This is a genomic window from Ferrimonas balearica (assembly GCF_019802055.1).
In the GTDB taxonomy this organism is placed as follows: Bacteria; Pseudomonadota; Gammaproteobacteria; order Enterobacterales; family Shewanellaceae; genus Ferrimonas; species Ferrimonas balearica_A.
In genome coordinates, this window is the sequence record NZ_JAHVHW010000007.1 from 1,393,273 (window position 1) to 1,411,067 (window position 17,795).

At 58.9% G+C, this 17,795-nt stretch carries 15 protein-coding genes and 1 riboswitch; of the genes, 4 read left to right on the plus strand and 11 right to left on the minus strand.

Going from position 1 to position 17,795, the window contains the following annotated elements:
• Genes KUV52_RS13995 through thiC form a run of 3 tightly spaced genes read right to left on the minus strand, consistent with a single transcriptional unit; the run spans nucleotide 1 to nucleotide 4,245 of the window.
• Nucleotides 1–756 (minus strand): HesA/MoeB/ThiF family protein, encoded by a 756-nt coding sequence (locus tag KUV52_RS13995; RefSeq protein WP_222526538.1) that lies wholly within the window; start codon nucleotides 754–756, stop codon nucleotides 1–3.
• Nucleotides 746–2,317, minus strand: a complete 1,572-nt coding sequence (gene thiE / locus KUV52_RS14000; protein ID WP_222526539.1) for a thiamine phosphate synthase — start codon at nucleotides 2,315–2,317, stop codon at nucleotides 746–748. Before thiE ends, KUV52_RS13995 begins: the two co-directional genes overlap by 11 nt.
• Nucleotides 2,314–4,245 (minus strand): phosphomethylpyrimidine synthase ThiC, encoded by a 1,932-nt coding sequence (thiC, locus tag KUV52_RS14005; protein WP_261389988.1) that lies wholly within the window; start codon nucleotides 4,243–4,245, stop codon nucleotides 2,314–2,316. Before thiC ends, thiE begins: the two co-directional genes overlap by 4 nt.
• A 133-nt stretch (nucleotides 4,246–4,378) precedes the next feature.
• Nucleotides 4,379–4,485, minus strand: a riboswitch (TPP riboswitch).
• A 220-nt stretch (nucleotides 4,486–4,705) separates the two neighbouring features.
• Between thiC and KUV52_RS14010 the strand changes: the two genes are divergently transcribed.
• The 4 genes from KUV52_RS14010 to KUV52_RS14025 all read left to right on the plus strand — a co-directional run bounded on the left by KUV52_RS14010 (nucleotide 4,706) and on the right by KUV52_RS14025 (nucleotide 8,507).
• The gene (locus tag KUV52_RS14010; protein ID WP_222526540.1) at nucleotides 4,706–6,250 is read left to right on the plus strand and encodes a YjjI family glycine radical enzyme; all 1,545 of its coding nucleotides are present in this window, start codon (nucleotides 4,706–4,708) and stop codon (nucleotides 6,248–6,250) included.
• Nucleotides 6,244–7,176: a YjjW family glycine radical enzyme activase gene (locus KUV52_RS14015; protein WP_222526541.1), complete on the plus strand. Its 933-nt coding sequence runs from the start codon at nucleotides 6,244–6,246 to the stop codon at nucleotides 7,174–7,176. Before KUV52_RS14010 ends, KUV52_RS14015 begins: the two co-directional genes overlap by 7 nt.
• A gap of 66 nt (nucleotides 7,177–7,242) precedes the next feature.
• Nucleotides 7,243–7,890 (plus strand): pyrimidine 5'-nucleotidase, encoded by a 648-nt coding sequence (locus KUV52_RS14020; protein WP_222526542.1) that lies wholly within the window; start codon nucleotides 7,243–7,245, stop codon nucleotides 7,888–7,890.
• A gap of 62 nt (nucleotides 7,891–7,952) precedes the next feature.
• Nucleotides 7,953–8,507 (plus strand): hypothetical protein, encoded by a 555-nt coding sequence (locus tag KUV52_RS14025; protein ID WP_222526543.1) that lies wholly within the window; start codon nucleotides 7,953–7,955, stop codon nucleotides 8,505–8,507.
• A gap of 84 nt (nucleotides 8,508–8,591) precedes the next feature.
• Here the strand turns inward: KUV52_RS14025 and KUV52_RS14030 are convergent, their stop codons facing one another.
• The 8 genes from KUV52_RS14030 to KUV52_RS14065 all read right to left on the minus strand — a co-directional run bounded on the left by KUV52_RS14030 (nucleotide 8,592) and on the right by KUV52_RS14065 (nucleotide 17,698).
• Nucleotides 8,592–9,716 (minus strand): TDT family transporter, encoded by a 1,125-nt coding sequence (locus KUV52_RS14030; RefSeq protein WP_222526544.1) that lies wholly within the window; start codon nucleotides 9,714–9,716, stop codon nucleotides 8,592–8,594.
• 101 nt (nucleotides 9,717–9,817) lie between these two features.
• Entirely contained in the window at nucleotides 9,818–10,249 is a 432-nt protein-coding gene (locus KUV52_RS14035; RefSeq protein ID WP_222526545.1) for a YybH family protein, read from the minus strand.
• A 1,277-nt stretch (nucleotides 10,250–11,526) separates the two neighbouring features.
• Nucleotides 11,527–12,033, minus strand: coding sequence for a hypothetical protein (locus KUV52_RS14040; protein WP_222526546.1), 507 nt, complete (start codon nucleotides 12,031–12,033; stop codon nucleotides 11,527–11,529).
• Nucleotides 12,034–12,428: 395 nt separating this feature from the next.
• Nucleotides 12,429–13,172, minus strand: a complete 744-nt coding sequence (locus KUV52_RS14045; protein WP_222526547.1) for a PIG-L deacetylase family protein — start codon at nucleotides 13,170–13,172, stop codon at nucleotides 12,429–12,431.
• Nucleotides 13,173–13,181: 9 nt separating this feature from the next.
• Nucleotides 13,182–15,083 carry a TonB-dependent receptor plug domain-containing protein gene (locus KUV52_RS14050; protein ID WP_222526548.1) on the minus strand — a complete coding sequence of 634 codons (1,902 nt, stop codon included), beginning with the start codon at nucleotides 15,081–15,083 and terminating at the stop codon, nucleotides 13,182–13,184.
• Entirely contained in the window at nucleotides 15,080–15,841 is a 762-nt protein-coding gene (locus KUV52_RS14055) for an ABC transporter ATP-binding protein (protein WP_222526549.1), read from the minus strand. The genes KUV52_RS14050 and KUV52_RS14055 overlap by 4 nt, the downstream gene beginning before the upstream one ends.
• On the minus strand, nucleotides 15,828–16,826 hold the full coding sequence (locus KUV52_RS14060; RefSeq protein ID WP_222526550.1) for a FecCD family ABC transporter permease: 999 nt from the start codon (nucleotides 16,824–16,826) through the stop codon (nucleotides 15,828–15,830). Before KUV52_RS14060 ends, KUV52_RS14055 begins: the two co-directional genes overlap by 14 nt.
• Nucleotides 16,823–17,698 carry an ABC transporter substrate-binding protein gene (locus tag KUV52_RS14065; protein WP_222526551.1) on the minus strand — a complete coding sequence of 292 codons (876 nt, stop codon included), beginning with the start codon at nucleotides 17,696–17,698 and terminating at the stop codon, nucleotides 16,823–16,825. Before KUV52_RS14065 ends, KUV52_RS14060 begins: the two co-directional genes overlap by 4 nt.
• Between the last annotated feature and the right edge of the window lie 97 nt (nucleotides 17,699–17,795).

Genomic DNA, 17,795 nt, shown 5'->3' on the forward strand with positions numbered 1-17,795 from the left:
TTACTCACAAAGCGCATTGGCGCATACCGGACACTCCGGTGATTTGGCGAGCGCAAAGCGCTGCCACTGAAAATGCAGGCCGTCAAAACGGTGCAGCCCCGCAGGCGAATCCAGCCCCAGCAGAAGCTGAATCGCCAGCAACGCCTGCAGGGTACCGACGGTGCCCACCACCGGACCCACGATTCCCGCTTCAGCACAGGACGCGGACTGGGTGTGTTCATCGGGATCGCTCAGGCAGGCAAAGCAAGCCGAATCGGCGCTTTGGGGCTGAACCACCAGCAACTGGCCCTGCCAGCCGATCGCCGCACCGCTGACCAACGGTTTGCCCGCCTTTACGCAGGCAGCGTTGATGGCGTGGCGGGTGGTCAAGTTATCGGTGCAATCCAGCACCAGATCCGCCCCGGTCAGCAGTCTGGGCAGAGTTGAGGCGGTCGCCATCCGGGTTTCCACCTCCACCTTGATTGCCGGGTTATGACGACCCACCCACTCTGCCGCCGCCTCTGCCTTGCTGCGCCCCACATCTGCAGGCGTATAGAGGGTTTGCCGGGGCAGATTTGAGAGAGACACCGCGTCGGCATCCACCAGGCGGAATCCGCCGATGCCAGCGCCCGCCAGGTACTGCAACACTGGGCAGCCAAGGCCCCCCAGCCCGATGATCACCACCCGTTTCTGCGCCAGTAGGTTTTGCCCGGACTCCCCCCATTGAGGCAGCAGCAACTGGCGGCCATAGCGAAGGAAATCCTGATCAAGCAACATTGGACACCTCGGTCGCCAGAGTGGGCCAAGCATCAAACGCAGCCTGCAGACTGGTCAGTGCTGCGCTCACATCGGTTGCCTGAGTCACCGCGCGCACCACGGCGATGCTGCCCACCCCGGTTTTGGCCACCTCAATCGCTCGCACCTCATCAATGCCCCCAATGGCCACCGCCGGACAGTGCGGCTGAACCAGTGCAACATAGCGATGCAGTCGGTCCAGACCCTGCGGTGCCGACGGCATCGCTTTGGTGGGGGTCGGGAAGATGTGCCCCATGGCGATATAACTGGGCTTCAGGGCGTGGGCACGGAGGATCTCAAAGTAGCCGTGGGTGGAGAGGCCCAGCTTCAGGCCGGCACGTTGAATCGACGCCAGATCGGCGGATTCCATATCCTCCTGACCCAGATGCACCCCATAGGCACTGTGTTTGATCGCCAGTTGCCAGTAATCGTTGATAAAGAGCCGGGCCTGATGGGCATGGCCCAGTTCAATGGCCCGGGCGATCTCCGTTTCCACGATATGTGGTGATCGGTCTTTGATTCGCAGCTGCAGGGTTTTTACCCCCAGCGTCAGCAGGCGCTCCACCCACTCAACGCTGTCCACCACCGGATAGATCCCCAACTCCGCCACTTCGCTCTCCGCAAAAGGGGCTTCCGGCATATTGACCGAGGCGTTCAGGCCATACGCTCGTGCCAGCGGACTGCCGGGCAATGGCACCGTCGGGAAATCGTTCAGCCGTGTGGGCCAGCCGGTACGCGCCAGCGGGCCCGGGCCTGCGCCATAAGCAACGGCGGCAGACAAGCCGTTGTGCAGATAAGCCCGAACCACCGACAGCGCATCCTCCAACACGTAATCCTGTGCCAACAGGGTCGCCAGTGCCGAAGAGAGCGTGCAGCCGCTGCCGTGGGTGTGTTGAGTATCGATGCGGGGGCCGTCAAACAGGGTCTTCAGGCCCGCGCTGAATAGCAGATCGACGCAGCGACCCGGATGCAGATGATCAAAGTGGCCGCCCTTGGCCAACACAGCGCAGACGCCGCGATCCAGCAACCGCTGACAGGCTTCGACCACCGCCTTCGGGCTGTCTATCGCCACGCCGGTCAGTGCGGCCAGTTCATCACCATTGGGGGTGATCAGCGCCACATAGGGAAACAGGGGGTCGAACTGGTCCATCGCTTCGCTGACATTCAGCATGGCGCCTGAACTGGCTACCAGAACCGGGTCCAGCACCACCGGGGGCAGCGCCCCCTGACGGGCTTCAAACCAGTGGGTCAGTGCCTCGATATGGGCCGGACCCGGCAGCAGGCCAATCTTGATGGCGGCGGGTGGCAAGTCTGCCCAGAGGGTATCAAGCTGGGCCAAAAAGCCTTCTATGGAGATCGCTTCCACATGGTCCACCGCCACCGAGTTTTGGGCGGTGATGCAGGTGATGACGCTACAGCCGTGGCCGCCCAGATCGTGCATGGTCAGCAGATCCGCCTGTATCCCTGCCCCGCCGCCGGAATCACTGCCAGCGATGGTCCAGACGATGGGACGGCGCGATGCCGCTCCGTTGACCTTACTCATGGCTTCACCTCGGAATACAGCTGGGCACCGCCCTCCCGGAACTCCTGCGCTTTCTGCGCCATACCGGTTTGGGCTTCAACGGTGTCGATCTCGATGCGGTTGGCCTGGTTGGCCGCGAAGTCCCGCACCTCCTGGGTGATCTTCATGGAACAGAATTTGGGGCCGCACATGGAGCAGAAGTGCGCCACTTTCGCACTCTCCTGAGGCAGGGTGGCATCGTGGTAGGCCTTGGCGGTTTCCGGGTCCAGGGAGAGATTGAACTGGTCCTCCCAACGGAACTCGAAGCGGGCCAGAGAGAGCGCGTTATCGCGGATCTGAGCGCCTGGGTGCCCCTTCGCCACATCCGCGGCGTGGGCGGCGATCTTGTAGGCGATCAACCCCTGCTTCACATCCTCCTTATCCGGCAGACCCAGATGCTCCTTCGGGGTGACGTAACAGAGCATGGCGCAGCCGTACCAGCCGATCATCGCGGCACCGATGCCGGAGGTGAAGTGGTCATAGCCAGGGGCCACATCGGTCACCTGCGGGCCCAGTGTGTAGAACGGCGCCTCCATGCAGTCTTCCAGCTGCTTCTCCATATTGATCTTCACCAGATGCATCGGCACATGGCCGGGGCCTTCGATGATGGTCTGTACGTCGTGCTGCCAGGCGATGCGGGTCAGTTCACCCAGGGTTTCCAGTTCCGCAAACTGGGCACGATCGTTGGCGTCCACAATGGCGCCGGGGCGCATGCCGTCCCCCAGTGACAGAGATACATCGTACTGGGCGCAGATCTCGCAGATCTCGGCAAAATGCTCGTAGAGGAAGTTCTCCTTGTGGTGATACAGACACCACTTGGCCATGATGGAGCCGCCCCGGGACACGATGCCGGTGACCCGTTCGGCGGTCATCGGGACATAACGCAGCAACACACCGGCATGGATGGTGAAGTAATCCACCCCCTGCTCCGCCTGCTCGATCAGGGTGTCCCGGAAGATCGCCCAGGTCAGGTCTTCGGCGATGCCATTCACCTTCTCCAGCGCTTGATAGATCGGCACGGTGCCAATCGGTACCGGAGAGTTACGGATGATCCACTCCCGGGTTTCATGGATATGGCGCCCGGTGGAGAGATCCATCACCGTATCGGCGCCCCAGCGACAGGACCACACCAGCTTCTCCACCTCCTCCTCAATGGAGGAACTGACCGAGGAGTTGCCGATATTGGCGTTCACCTTCACCAGGAAGTTGCGGCCAATGATCATCGGCTCCGCTTCCGGGTGGTTGATGTTAGCGGGAATGATCGCCCGTCCACGGGCGATCTCATCCCGGACAAACTCCGGCGTGATCGCCTCCGGCAGATTGGCGCCAAAACTCTGGCCCGGGTGGGCTTTCTTCAGGATTTCGTTTCGGATCCGCTCCCGGCCCAAATTCTCCCGGATCGCCACATACTCCATCTCAGGGGTGACGATTCCGGCGCGGGCATAGTGGAGTTGGGAGACGTTTTTACCCGCTTTGGCGCGGCGGGGTTTGGGCAGCTGTTCAAAACGAAGATGGTCAAAACCGCCATCCGCCAGACGCTGTTGGGTAAAGCGGGAGGAGACCTCCTCCAGCGCCTCTGTGTCATCCCGTTCCAGGATCCAGCCCTGACGCAACTTGGGCAGGCCAGCGCGAACGTCCAGCTGCGCGTGAGGATCGCTGTAGGGGCCAGCGGTGTCGTAGACGGGGATCGATTCGTTGTCCCGGGTGATGGGATTGTTCTGGTCGCCGCCAATCACCGAGGGCGTCAGGTGAATCTGTCGCATCCCCACACGAATGTCATCGCGGGAGCCGGTGAGATAGAGCTTCTCAGAGTTGGGAAAAGGGTGCCCTTTCAGGTTATCCAGAAAGGTTTGTGCCGCGTCGCGGCGTTGACGGCGGGAAACGCCGTTTTTCGGGGTGTCAGTCGACATTGCAATCTCCAGGTGTTCCCTATGGAAAATTGCCTGCCGGACGTGAGCCTGTTGGCGAACAAATTGTGCGCCCCCGGATGGAGGTTCCCTGGCTTTGCAGGGATCGACTTGCACTGATAGCTCAGACAAGCCACTGGGGGCGTTGCTTGTTTTCCTACGCCGGTACTAACCGGTTCAGGTTCCACGGATCCCGCTTTCGCGATCTCAGCCCATTCATATTGGGCACTCCGACAAGACCGCCGCAGTATGGCAATAACCCGCCCCAAGTACAACTCGGAACAGTGCTACCCGTCTGGATCATTCCCAATCCATTCAACCGCTTGATAGCAATTTCGCAATATGGCGATCCCGCTCTCAGAACCCGCGCGTCAGCAGCGGGAAATTTCGAATCGGTTGTTACACTGCGGTCATGCCCTGGCCGGCGTTGTCTGGCCTCAACGGAACCGAGAAGAGAAGTCCGATGCCCGCTTATCAAACCCTACTGGACGACGCCGCGCGACTGGTGCGGCTGCACACCCTGACACCGGCGCAAAAGCAGCTGGCTCTCTATCAACGCCTGGAAGCCGAACTGCCGGGCTGCAACTACAGCGACGATGTGGCCGAAGCGGTCAAGAGTGGCCTGCTGCACGAGATGTTCGAGCCCGCCGCCCCCTTCAAGCCCCGCTATACCCTGCCGGACTACGCCAAAACCCTGACCGGCGGCAGCGAGTTTCTGGAGCTGGAACCGGCGCAGGATCTGGACGATGCCCTGCACCTGCTGACCATCCTCTATCAGCACGTGCCCTCGGTCACCACCTACCCGGTCTTTCTCGGCCATCTCGATACCCTGCTGGAACCCTTTGTTGGCGACCTGTGCGATGAGCAGCTCTACAAGAAACTGCGCCGCTTCTGGCAGATGATCGATCGCATCGTGCCGGACTCCTTCGCCCACGTTAACCTGGGACCCCAGGACAGCCGTGTGGGTCGCACCCTGCTGCGCATCGATGCCGAGCTGGCGCAATCGGTTCCCAACCTGACCTTCCGCTACCAGGCGGGCGTCACCCCGGACGATCTTCTGGCGCTACTGACCAACAACATCATCGCCTGCAATAAGCCCCATATCGCCAACCATGAGCGGATCGCCAAAGATTTCGAAGGCGACTACGCCAACGTCAGCTGCTTTAACTCCCTGCCGCTGGGCGGTGGTGCTCACACCCTGCTGCGCCTGAACCTGCGGGTCTCCTTTGCGCTGTGTGACGGCACCGTCGAGGACTACCTGAACACTGCCCTGCCCCGCTGCGTCGACCTGATGGCCCGGGGGCTGGAGCACCGCATCCGTGGATTGGTGGAGGACACCCAGTTCTATCGCCACCACTTCCTGTGTCAGGAAGGGCTGCTGGATCCGGCTAAGTTCACCGCCATGTTTGGGATCTACGGCACCGCCGAACTGGTGAATCAGCTGATGGCTGCTGCCGGGAAATCCGGTCGCTACGGTCTGGATGAGGAAGCCAATACCCTGGCGGAAACCCTGATCGCCGCCTACGCCGAAGCGGTCGACAAGATTGAGATGCCGCACTGCCTGAACAACAAGGTGATGCTGCACGCTCAGTCCGGGATCTCCTGCGACACCGATGAAACTGCGGGCACCCGCATCCCCATCGGCGAAGAGCCGGACCCGGCCAGCTACATCCGCGCCACTGCCCGGATGCACACCTACTTCCAGGCCGGGGTCAGCGACATTCTGGGCTTCGACCCCACCATCCGTCGCAACCCGGAAGCGATGACCCGTCTGATCCGTGGCGGCTTCCGTCTGGGCATGCGGGTGTTTACCGCCAACCTGAGCGATAACGATCTGGTGCGCGTCACCGGTTTCCTGGTGAAGAAATCGGACATCGAGAAGTATCGCAACCAGGCTGAGCGCCACCAGTCCACGGCACTGGGGCTGGAAGCGGTGGATGTGGGCCAGATCCTCAGCCGTCAGGCGCGGACCCTGAACCACGAACAGAACCCCTCCAACCTGTGGTAAGCCTGAAACCGCTGGCACCCGCGCCTGGCGGCCTGACCCTGGGCGCCATCAAAAGACCGGAGCTTAACGCTCCGGTCAACCGGGTCCTGCCCTTCTCCTGCGTAGACGGCCCCGGCAGTCGCATGGTGGTGTTCTTCCAGGGCTGCAACATGCGCTGCGTCACCTGCCACAACCCGCAAACCATCGGACACTGCAATCACTGTCTTGACTGTGTGCCGCACTGTCCCCATCAGGCGCTGCAGGACGCCAGCGTTAATGGTAAGCGGCGTTTGCAGCATAAGGCGGACCAGTGTGAGCGCTGCGATCACTGCCTGCCCCACTGCGAGCGCAGCGGTTCGCCCTATGCCCGCCGTTACGGCGTTGAGCAATTGCTTAATGAGATCGCCGACCACGCTCTGCTGCTGGATGGGGTCACCTTTTCCGGCGGCGAAGCCACTCAGCAGCATCGCTTTCTCACGGAGCTTCAGGCCCGCCTGAAGCGCCATCCCAAAGCCGCTCATCTGAGCCTGCTTATCGATTCCAATGGCTTATTGGATACGGCGCAGTGGGCTCCGCTGCTCACCCACAGCGACGGCGTGATGCTGGACATCAAAGCGATGGATCCGGCCCTGCACAAACGGCTGACCGGTCGGGACAACGCCAAGGTGCTGGCCAGTGCCCGACATCTGGCGGAGCAGGACAAACTCGCCGAACTGCGCTTTCTGGTGATCGTGAACCAGAATGACAGCCAGGAAGAACTCGATGCGTTGGCGGCCTTTATCAAGAGTCTGCCGGGAACGCGCCCCCTTAAGCTGAACGGCTTCCGTCACCACGGCGTCGGCGACACGGCAAAAACCTGGCCTGAAACCCCCAATGAACGCCTGAAAGCGATCGCGCAGTGGTTTGTGGAACAGGGTATCGACGCCCGGGTCAACGGCGAGTTCTGATCCCTTGCGAGCTGACGGGGGCACTGTTAACCTTGCTGGCCCCCGCAGTACAGGAGTTCCCCCACCGTGTCACCATTGCTGGAACGTGACGTTTATCTGTTTGATCTCGATAACACCCTCTATGCGCCGGAGTCCGGCATTCTTGACCAGGTTGGCCAGCGCATGCGCGACTTTGTTGGCCGCCAGTTCGATCTGAACCCGGCTGATGCCCAGGCGTTCTGCCAACGCTACTACAAGCAGTACGGCGGCACCCTGCGTGGTCTGCAACTGCATCACCCGGAAGTCGATCTCGACGCCTTCTCCCAATACGCCCACGACGTCGCCCTGGATGCACTGCCGCGAGTACCGGAACTGGCCGACGAGTTGTTGGCTACCCAGAAACGTCGGATCCTCTTTACCAACTCTCCCCGCGCCTATGCCGAACGGTTGCTCGACCACCTGGGCCTGAGCCACTGCTTCGAAGGCTTATTCAGCGTCGAGCAGGTGGACTTTCAGATGAAGCCCCACCCTCACGCGTTCAAAACCATCTGCGATCACTTTGGTTTTCATGCCGACAGCGCGGTGATGTTTGATGATCAGCCAGACAACCTGAATACCGCCCGCACCATGGGGATGCGCACGGTTCTGGTAAACCGCCACGATCTCGCCAACCCGGACGCCTGCTACCGCACCGAAAACCTCACCGGCTTTCTCAGCGAACTCAACCGACGTTAACCTGCGCCCTTTGCCCGGGATGGTCTACCCTTGCAGAAACCACTGCCTGGGTGGGAGGGCTTATGATCCGCCACTACTACCTCAGCACCAGCCTGTGGGAGCTGGAGCTGGTGGAGCGGCAGCTGGAAAAACAGGGATTGAGTCCAGCCCAGATCCACGTGCACAGCCGTCATCCGTCGCTGATTCGACGGTTTCGGCTGCTGCCGGTCTCCTCGTTGATCCTTTACGATCTGCTCTACTACGCCTGGCGCGGTCTGCAACTGGGCGCAGGTCTGGCGATGACCATGCTCGCACTGGCGTTCTGGTGGGGCGTCGGCGGGCTGGGTTGGGTGCCTATCTGGATGTTTGCTGCTCTGGTACTGGGCTTCTGCACCTGGGAGGGTGGCCTTATCGGCCTGCAGCATCCACACCATCGCATCGACAGCTTTGATAAAGCGATCGCCCAGGGGATGCACCTGCTGATGGTGGATGTGGCTCCAGGACAAACACGCTCTCTCGATGTCGTGATTGCCCGCCATCCTGGCCTGATGGCCCAGGGCACCGCAGAGGGCGTGCCTCAACCCATGCTCACTTTTCAGGAGCGGGTGATGCAGTGGCGCGGACGTATGAAACGCTGAACCCCTTCCGCATCTGGTCATCTAACAACAACGCCCCCAAAATCGGGGGCGTTGTTGATTCCGGGATCGCACGAACTTGAGCCATCAGGAATCATCCAGATTCTTTCTCGACGCCACCTCCGGGGACCGTGCCGGGGCTCGCAGCACCTGATGCCCCCGAAAGCCTCGTACCGTGCCGATAGCAGCGGTCATCCAAGCGCAAAGCAGCCCAACAAACAGCAGGACCGCTGCCCACTCAAACAATGCCAATCCGGTATGCAGGGCGATTTGGGTGGTGCCGGTGACGCAGGTACCAACCGGAAAGGTAAAGGCCCACCAGGTCAGGGCAAACGGCATCTTTTTGCGAATGGCGCGAAGTGTCAGCAGCCCCGCCATAAAGGACCAGTAGAACGCAAAACCCCAGACCGGAATGCCGTACAGGGTGGCCATCGCATTCATGCTGCCTGCCAATGGCTGCTCGACGATATCCAACGCTACCAGGCCCAGAGCCCCTGCCGCCGTAATCGACTGGCCCAAAGGCCCCAGCACAATCCAAAGCGTGGGCACCCTTGCCCCACCAGAGGTGCCGTAGTGCGCCAACCGGCTCCAGATCAGCGTAATGATGATCAGCGCACCAACCAGGCTGACACCAAACAGGGCATAACAGAGAAAGAGCATGGTCTGCTGCAGCGCCAGCCCTGTAGCGTGAGGGATCAGCATGGCACCAATGGCGGCAGAAACCATCGGTGACACTACCGGCATCAGCCAGCCACCGAACGCCGCATCCGGCCGTACCCTGTGGTGGGTAAAAAGTCGAAAAGGCACGACGATGGCCACAATAAAGCCGCTGATGGTGCCAATACACCACAGGGTCCAGGCGATGGTTAACACCGTCTGATGAGAAAACAGATTGTGGCCAAACAGCAGAGTGCCACCGGCGATGGTCATCAGTGCCATCGGCGGTGCGCCCCAGAACTGCGACATCACCGGGTCATCAAAGTGGTGTGCGTAGACATGGGGCTTGCGAACCACCTGAATCAGCAATACCACCACTAGAGCAAGCAGCATCAGGCTGGCTAGGGACCACACCACCAAACCAAAACCGGCCAGTTTTGGCCCCACCAAAGGCAATCCAATGGCGGCATTGGCAATGATGCCGGTGCCCATCACCGAGGCGAACCAGTTAGGGCCAAAGTGTCTGCCAATGGCTTGAGGATCAGTTGCTGACATCGTGCTTTCCTTGAAGGCCAGTTAACGCCCTGTTCCCTGCCCCTATTTGGGCTTTCAGGGGAGCGGATATCGCCCGGCTTTCTTTGCGGTGTCGTCGCAACTTACTGAGGTGTCCATGAATCCACATGAAGCTTCCAGGCACCATCTACAAGCTTAAAAACCAGCACAAAGCGGCTTTTGTGGACCCCGGACTCGGCATCCGTGATGATCAGTTCGCCGGTTGCATAGGACAGGTTGCCCTGCTGCTCAGCATTTTGAGTAATAAGTTCGACGTTCTTGGGATTGGATTCGATAACAGAGACCCAGAAAGGTCTTATCGCCGCTTTTCCGCAGGTCAGCGGTGCTTGGGGGGCGATGATGCAGGCGTCATCCGTGTAGTCGTTAACCAGATAATCGATGTCTCCGGCCACGATGGCTTTGGCGAACGCCTTGTTGGCCGCGTCCAGCTGCTCCAATACGGATTCCGCGTTTCCCGTTACCGGAATCAGCAAACCCATCAAAGCCGTCAGGATTACCGCGATTCGACTTTTCATCACTCGCTCCTCTTTCAACCTCACGCGCCAAACGGAGTCTAAAGCGTAGCCAACGGCTTAGTCAGGGACCCAGTTTTCCATTGGGATTAAGTGAAAGCGCTACTTTAGGGAAATCACCGATGGCCAATGGTTTTGCATTTGAAAGGGCCAGCCGGTGACGCGGAGCGGATACCAGAGATAAAAAGCTAAAGCGCACGGTACGGTTTGTGCCGTCTATTACAGAGTTTGGTTTTCAGCTTTCGGGAAAGGGTGTTGCCTGGAGGCAAGGAGCGGTCATTCATCGTCCAGATATACGCGGGTGCTATCGGCCCGCAGCGGTCAGTCAGGTGATCTGGCTGCACGTCTGCTTTCGAGGGGTTAGCTGACGCTCGAATTTATCGGGATCGATTGACTGCACCCCAAAGCAAGGTGAACAAAACGAAGATAAACATGCTAACTGCAAACTTGTGTTCGTAGCTGCTGTCAGCGACCCACCAGAACAAGATAACCAACGGAATTTACAAGTATTTCATTTGAATTTTTTCATACTATTAAGTTTGGTGGCTAGGCCTCGATAGTCGCTTAACGGCCAATTGCGGTCAGTCGAGGACGCTGCCTGAATAGCCGCTCTTTGCTCCACTGCGGACGCCCAAGCTTGGTTCAATTAACGAGCGTTAACCTTCTTCGACCTTAGCCAGTGCAATCCCTGCAACGCCAAGCAGGCCAGATAGAAAGTTATGGCCACCAAGCCGAGGAACACTGGCCAAGTCGCAACGTAGAGATGAGATGCTCCGGGATAATAATCTGGACGTTCTCGTACCAATAGCAGGTAGCCATATGCACATAGGCTAAGTAAGAGCACTGCATCAGCAGCCACTGAATAAACCCTAGTTCCTCGAATTTTAAAATTGGTTCGAGAGGCAATTGAGAGTGCAGCAAACGAAGGTAATGCTGAGGCAAGGCCTACAGCAACAGCGAAAAACAGCATGAAGCTATCTACACCCTGAGCAAAACCGCTTCTAAAGAGATCGAACAAGGCATTTGTTGTGGCCATTGCCACGAGTGCCACGCTCAGTATCGTTCGGTTCATAAGTAAAAACACTGCTGAGGAATTTGCACTACTTCGTTACACCGTACAGGAACGTGTAGTCCTCGAAAAGCCGGTAATGAGCGTTACAATCCTCTCCCCATGGCCTGCAACGGCTTTTCGCACGGGCGCTTAACGGCCAGGAGCAGTCAGATGAAGCAAATCGAAAAACGTCTGGACTTCACGACAAAGGAGACACTTCGCAATCCAGCTAAGACACAACTTCTGCGCAAGCACTCATCATCGCATCAACGATGTTGGTTCCATCAAGTGAAAAACTAAACTTGCCCAAGCTTGGGGCTTCTACAACCATGTCTTGGCTTTTCAGAACTGATCCCCAAACAGCTTCTGCATCTTCATTTATCAAAAAATAGTGCCAACCTAATTCACTCTGGTACTGACTGATTGCTTGGAACTTTGACTTTCCGGCACCGATAAGAAGTTCTCTTTGCTCGACGAGTCCTTCTTTATCCAACACTTGAACTTGAATAACCCTGCCCTTAACCGGCCTTCCTTTAATTGAATATTCTGAATTAGTGCGAGCCAAACCGACCACCACAGAGAGTTGGGCTTCCCCGCTAACAGAAGAAATTGGCAGCATTGATTTGCTATAGCAGGCGTTTTCGCCGTAGGAAATTTCCCATCGATTGTCATCGATGTTTGCTGCCGAGACACCGAATGTTGCCATAGCGATAGTGAGCCAAAGTGACTTAGTCATGATGTCTATTGTGTGTAGCGTGAGTGCTTCAGATACCAACCAAGCTATAGAAAGATTAAGCGATATGGAAGTTTATGCCTACCACTACAACGGCCGCTATCCGCCCATAAGCGACCGTTCGGTCAGTTCCCGTCTATGACCGCTTGGAGCACAAAGCGGTCTTCCTCGCCAAAGCCCCTAACGACCGCTTCGGGGCGATTACCGCCTTTTTCTCGTTCAGACCGTGCGCCACAGGCAGCACGCTACGGCAAGGTCAGCATTCTGAACCGGAGAGGTGGGGTTCCGCGTAGCGTGGGCTTCTAGCCCACGGGAAATCTTCCCTCCCGACGCCGCAGAGAAAGAAACGGGGCGCATCACTGTGCGCCCCCTTAGCAAGCTTGATGGCTCTTGCTCGTTTACACCATCAACGCTTGCAGCTCCATCATGCCGTGGCGGCGGTAAGGTTCGGCCAGGGCGTAACGACTGTGGCTAACCAGGCCGGTGTGAAGATAAAGCGCCCGGTCCATCGCCCGCTGCACCTCCCTTCCCCGCTCTTGCATGGACAACTCGGTAAAACGCGGATGCAACGCATGCTGTTCGGCGGCGCTCAGACGTTCAGTGAAATGCTCTCCGGAGTAGGACATCTGGGCAGAGAGGCAGTCCATCGCTTCCTCCTTCTGTTGCCATACATCCGCCAGAGAGATACAGCAGTTGGGATGCTTGGGGCTCATATAGTAGATGGTCGGCACCGGATGGGGAGCCAGTTCCGGCATCGACTCCAGGCCAAAATCCCTTCCCGCCAGCGCTATAGCTTCGAGAATCAGCAACATCGCTGGACGGCGGTCCGGATCAAGGTCGTCGAAGCTGTGTTCGGGGTCTTGGGTAATGATGATATCCGGGCGGGTTTCCCGAATGACCCGAACCAGCGCCAGTTTGTACTCCCGGCGCAGGTCGATGCCGCCACGCTCGAAGTCGTTGAAGTCGATGCGCTCTACTCCCAACACCTCTGCGGCGCGCCGAAGCTGCGCTTTCATCTCATCCTTTGCCAGCATGATTGACGCGAATGAGCGCCCGCCACTGTTGGCATTGATCGCGAGCGCACCACCGCACTCAACCATCTCCATGCCATACACGCCGATAAACAGAATTCGCTGACTCATAACGCTCTCCTAGAACTGGTAACGGTAATTGAATTGCAGATTGCGAGGCGTGCCCCGAGTGGTGATCGGATCGCGGTGCTCTTCCGGCGCTGAGGAACCCGGGTTAAACACACTGACGTCGTAGTCATTGTTCAGTGCATTCTCGAGCCTCAGGTTGAATTGGTGTCGGGCCAGACGATATTGCGCGCCCAAATGGAGCAACCAGTAATCCCCCGCCACCGTCTGGTATTGCGTGAACTCACCGGTGTAATGCCCCTGGATAAACAGCTGCAGAGATTCGGATGCCCGGATGTTCAGGTCAGCGCTGGCCAGCCATTTGGGCACCTCGTCCAGCTGTTTATCGCTGCCCTCCTCCTCGCTTTTGGCATAGCTGGTGGCCATATCGAGTTGCCAGTACTCTCCGGAGGTATTGAGCAGGAGTTCCACCCCATAAGTCTCTACCTGGCCCTCCAGATTGCGGAAGTATTTGTCCTCAATGCCGATCAGGTCATCCACCTGTCGCCAGAACAACAGCGGTTCCAGGGTCCAGTCGGACAGGGATACCAAAGCGCCCAGATTGGCATTAAGGCTGTATTCCGGTTTCAGGTTGGGGTCACCGATGATGCCGCCCTCCTCTTCAACCGAGTAGAGCTCTTCAGCGGTCGGCAAGCGAAACCCGGTGCCCAAAGAGGCGTTGAGCCGGACCCTTTCGCTGTACTGGGATTCACCGCCGATGCTCCAGTTCAGACTGTCTCCCGCGCCGGAGATGTCGCTGTAGCGCAGGCCTAAAGCAAAATCAGTATTCAGAATACGGGGACGGAACTGGGCAAACAGAGAGGTAACGGTTTCGGTTTCGCTGACAAACTCCATCACCTCATCTTCGCCCCGGTAGCGCTGCAGTTCGGCTCCGAAGAGCCAGCTCTGATTGGTTTGTTGATCCCAACGGAGGATCGCCTTCAGTCCGTAATCCTCAAACCCCCAGTAGCTGTTGTTATCCATCACGATAATGTCGCCGGACTCATTCTGGTCGATGCGGCTGTAGTAACTGTCCCACGCGTGGTAATAGGCCTTAAGTTGCAGCATCCAGCTGGGATCCAGCCGGTGCTGGTAATCCAGCGTGGCTATCCGTTCTTCGCGCTGATTATCGCTGTCGATGGTGCCGTAGGGGCGAAGCCGTTCCAGATCGCTGTCATTCCACTGTGCCAACAGGGTGAGATAGCGGTCCGTATCCAGCACCCATCGCACCTTGCCCCCCAGATTGGCGACCCGGTATCCACGCTTAACGTCATCGGCGGCGGTCCAGTGGATGTCGCTGTCCTGCCAGAGTTGATGGCCCTCGCTCAGGGCGTAGGCGCCAAACAGGGACAACTCAACCGGCCCATAGGCCCGGCTGAGAAAGAGATCGGTATTCAGGCTTGGCAGCGTATCGGTCCCGATGTTAACGCTGGTTTCGCTCTCCCCCTGGTAGTTGCGGGTGACGATATTGATCACGCCTGCGATGGCATCACTGCCATAGATGATCCCCTGGCCGCCTTTCAGTACCTCAATCCGCTCGATGATGTTGGGGTTCAGGCTGTCCAGGTAGATGCCACCATAAAGCCGATTGTTGAGACGGTTGCCATCAATCAACCAGAGGATGTCCTGCTTGCGGGAGCCCTGGAGGGAGTAATAGGCGCCATCAAACCGACCCCCTTTTCCCGCCGCAAACAGCCCGGGCACCAGTTGCGCCAGGATGTCGTTGATGTCCCCCTGGCCAAACTGTTCAATCTGCTCCCGCTCAACGATGACCAGGCTGTTGCCTAAGCGGGCCTGATCCAGCGCCAGGCTCTCCTCCAGAGTTCGGTGGGTGACCACCATCACCTCATCCACCGCCAATACCGAGGGCGCCGTCTGTGCCAGTGCGATGGCAACGAGCAGCCTTACTTTGTTCATACCAAGTTCCTTTTGTTGTCCTGACGCCCCAGCACCGTGACCTGCGGCCGCCCGTGGACGCCGGTGGCAATGTGGGTTTCGACGCCGTATGCCTTCAGCAGATTTGACTGGGTCAACACCTGCTCCGGCGCGCCGCTGGCGATCTGCTCGCCATCGGCCAGAAGCAGCAGTTGGTCGCAATACTGCGCGGCAAGATTCATATCGTGAAAGCTGGCGATGACGGTGAGGGACCGTTGCCGCAACAGCGAGAGCAGATGATGGAGATGGAAGATGTCCAGGTGGTTGGCAGGCTCATCCAGCAGCATTACCGGGGTGTCCTGAAACAGAGCCTGCGCCAGCATGGTTCGCTGGACCTGCCCCCCTGAAAGCCGCTCCAGTGGCATGCGGCGCAACGCCGTAAGCCCACAGGTTTGCAGCAGTTGATCCAACCAGGTTCGGTCCAGAACCCGATCCGGCGCTTTGCCGAGCGCCACCACCTGCTCCACCGTTAAGCCACCACAGGGGGCGTTGTGTTGCACCATGATGGCCAACTGATGCGCCCGCTCTCTCGGCGTCATGGTCAGCAGCGACTGATCAGAAAACCACAGCCGCCCTTCTCCGGCAGGCAGCAATCCCGCCAACGTCTTCAGCAGTGTGGTCTTGCCACAACCATTTGGCCCCAGCAGCCCCAGCCACTGCCCCTGTGGCAAGCGCAACTCCAGCGGCTTGGAAAGACGCAATCCGTGGCTGGCCAGTTGCAGGTGATCAATGAACAGCATTGGCCTGTCTCCGGATTAGGGACAAAAGCATTGGGGCGGTCACGATCGCCAGAGGAATGGAAAGGGGGATTTCCGTTGGGGCGAGCATGGTGCGGCAGAGAAGATCGACAGCAATACAGAGGATCGCGCCCATCAGCGCTGCGGTGGGGATCAGAATTCGGTGGCCAGCTCCCATCCAGAGTCGGCACAGATGGGGCACCAGCAATCCCAGAAAGCCCACTACACCAGCACTGGCGACCGCCAGTGCGGTCAACAGCAGAATCACCAGGGCAAGAAGACGACGGGTGCTGACCAGAGTCAGGCCGAGGGACTGGGCTTTATCCTCTCCCAGTAGCAGACGGTCCCACTCATGGCTGCGTAGGATAAGCAGTGGCAGTGCGATCACCAGCGCGAGGGACAGGGGCAACAACTCGCGCCATTCGGTGCCCGCCAGGGACCCCATCAACCAGTGCAGGATCTGGCTCAAAGCCCGTTCATCCCCCATCAACATCATCAGGGTGGTGAGTGACGAGCCCAGTGCACTGATGGTGACACCGCAAAGGATCAGCGCAAACGGCGCCAGCCTCAGCCCCTTCTGCTGGGCGGTGACCATTACCAGTGCGAAGGTCAGAGCCGCGCCCAGAAGCGCCAGCAGCGGCTGAGGTACGGAGAGCCCAAGGGTCAAGCCGCCCACAGCAAAAAGGGATGCCCCATTAGCGATGCCAAGCAGATAGGGATCAGCAAGGGGATTGCGCACCAGCGTCTGACTCAGCACGCCAGCGACCGCCAGTGCCGCCCCAACCAGCGCCGCCAGCAGGGCCCGGGGCAAACGCATCTCCCAGATGATCGCCTGTGCCAGGGCGTGATCACTCTGGCGTCTGAGACCTCCCATTAGCTGATTGAGATCCAGTGGCAGCGCGCCCCACGCCAGACTCGCCAGCAGCAACAGCAGCAACACACCGATCCCCAGCCCGTAAACGGTAGCCGGATTGGCAGGCCCCCTCATGGCTGCCAGGCCCGAAACAGTTGATGCGCACGCTCAATGCCATCGGGAAGACGCACGCCCGCCATCGTTTCAGAGAACGCGATGGGGTGAAGTTGTCCGGCGGTCAGAGCGTTGAGGTAACGGGCATAGAGCGCGCCATTCAGATAGGCCTGTTTTTGGTCGAAGGAGGACCAATTGGAATCCACCATCAGGATCAGATCGGGCTGACGACTCAATATCGTTTCCCAGGAGAGATGGCCCCAGGACTTCGGCAGATCAGCGGCGACATTGATGCCACCCGCTTGCTCAATCAGCAGGTTGCCAGCACCACAGCAGCCCGCCACATAGGGCAGATCATATTCACGCAACCACAGCAGTACCTTGGGCTTTTGCTGCGATTCCGGCCACTGCAGTTTGGAGAGACGCTGTTGCTGTGTCTGGACCCAGCTTTCCGCTTCGGCTTGCAGGCCGGTGAGCTGGCCAAGGTTCGCCATATCGCGATACAGCCCGTCCAGCGTCACCGTCTGTCGGGCGCAGGCGGACTCAAACAGGTAACTGCGGGCACCGTAGGCAAGCCAGCGCTCCCGGGCTCCTACACCCCAATCACTAAAGGCGCTGGAAAACCCGGCCACCAGCAAGTCAGGCTTCTCTGCTAACAGGGACTCCGGGTTGGGATACTCCCTGGCCAGAGTTGGAATGGCGTCAAACCGTTCGGCCCAGCGGGACGCCGGGGCATCGTCCTGGTACGCCTGCGCCAGCAGTTGTTGGTCAGCGCCAATGGCGATCAGGGCTTCCGTGGCCTGCTGGTTCAGAGACACGATGCGCTCTGCCTTGGGGGCCGGGGCAAGGTGAACACCACAGTTCTCAATGGCACCGGCGGAATACGCAGACACTGGCAACAGACTCCATACCAGCATGAACAGCAATGACAGCAACCTCACTTCACTCGCTCCTTGATTTCGGTGTGAAGATATTAGATTTCGTCATACT

What these genes read in the sequence shown, in the direction of transcription:
- KUV52_RS13995 (WP_222526538.1), bottom strand. Translation starts at nt 756, where the DNA reads ATGTTGCTTGATCAGGATTTCCTTCGCTATGGCCGCCAGTTGCTGCTG.
- thiE (WP_222526539.1), bottom strand. Translation starts at nt 2,317, where the DNA reads ATGAGTAAGGTCAACGGAGCGGCATCGCGCCGTCCCATCGTCTGGACC.
- thiC (WP_261389988.1), bottom strand. Translation starts at nt 4,245, where the DNA reads ATGTCGACTGACACCCCGAAAAACGGCGTTTCCCGCCGTCAACGCCGC.
- KUV52_RS14010 (WP_222526540.1), top strand. Translation starts at nt 4,706, where the DNA reads ATGCCCGCTTATCAAACCCTACTGGACGACGCCGCGCGACTGGTGCGG.
- KUV52_RS14025 (WP_222526543.1), top strand. Translation starts at nt 7,953, where the DNA reads ATGATCCGCCACTACTACCTCAGCACCAGCCTGTGGGAGCTGGAGCTG.
- KUV52_RS14030 (WP_222526544.1), bottom strand. Translation starts at nt 9,716, where the DNA reads ATGTCAGCAACTGATCCTCAAGCCATTGGCAGACACTTTGGCCCTAAC.
- KUV52_RS14035 (WP_222526545.1), bottom strand. Translation starts at nt 10,249, where the DNA reads ATGAAAAGTCGAATCGCGGTAATCCTGACGGCTTTGATGGGTTTGCTG.
- KUV52_RS14040 (WP_222526546.1), bottom strand. Translation starts at nt 12,033, where the DNA reads ATGACTAAGTCACTTTGGCTCACTATCGCTATGGCAACATTCGGTGTC.
- KUV52_RS14045 (WP_222526547.1), bottom strand. Translation starts at nt 13,172, where the DNA reads ATGAGTCAGCGAATTCTGTTTATCGGCGTGTATGGCATGGAGATGGTT.
- KUV52_RS14050 (WP_222526548.1), bottom strand. Translation starts at nt 15,083, where the DNA reads ATGAACAAAGTAAGGCTGCTCGTTGCCATCGCACTGGCACAGACGGCG.
- KUV52_RS14055 (WP_222526549.1), bottom strand. Translation starts at nt 15,841, where the DNA reads ATGCTGTTCATTGATCACCTGCAACTGGCCAGCCACGGATTGCGTCTT.
- KUV52_RS14060 (WP_222526550.1), bottom strand. Translation starts at nt 16,826, where the DNA reads ATGAGGGGGCCTGCCAATCCGGCTACCGTTTACGGGCTGGGGATCGGT.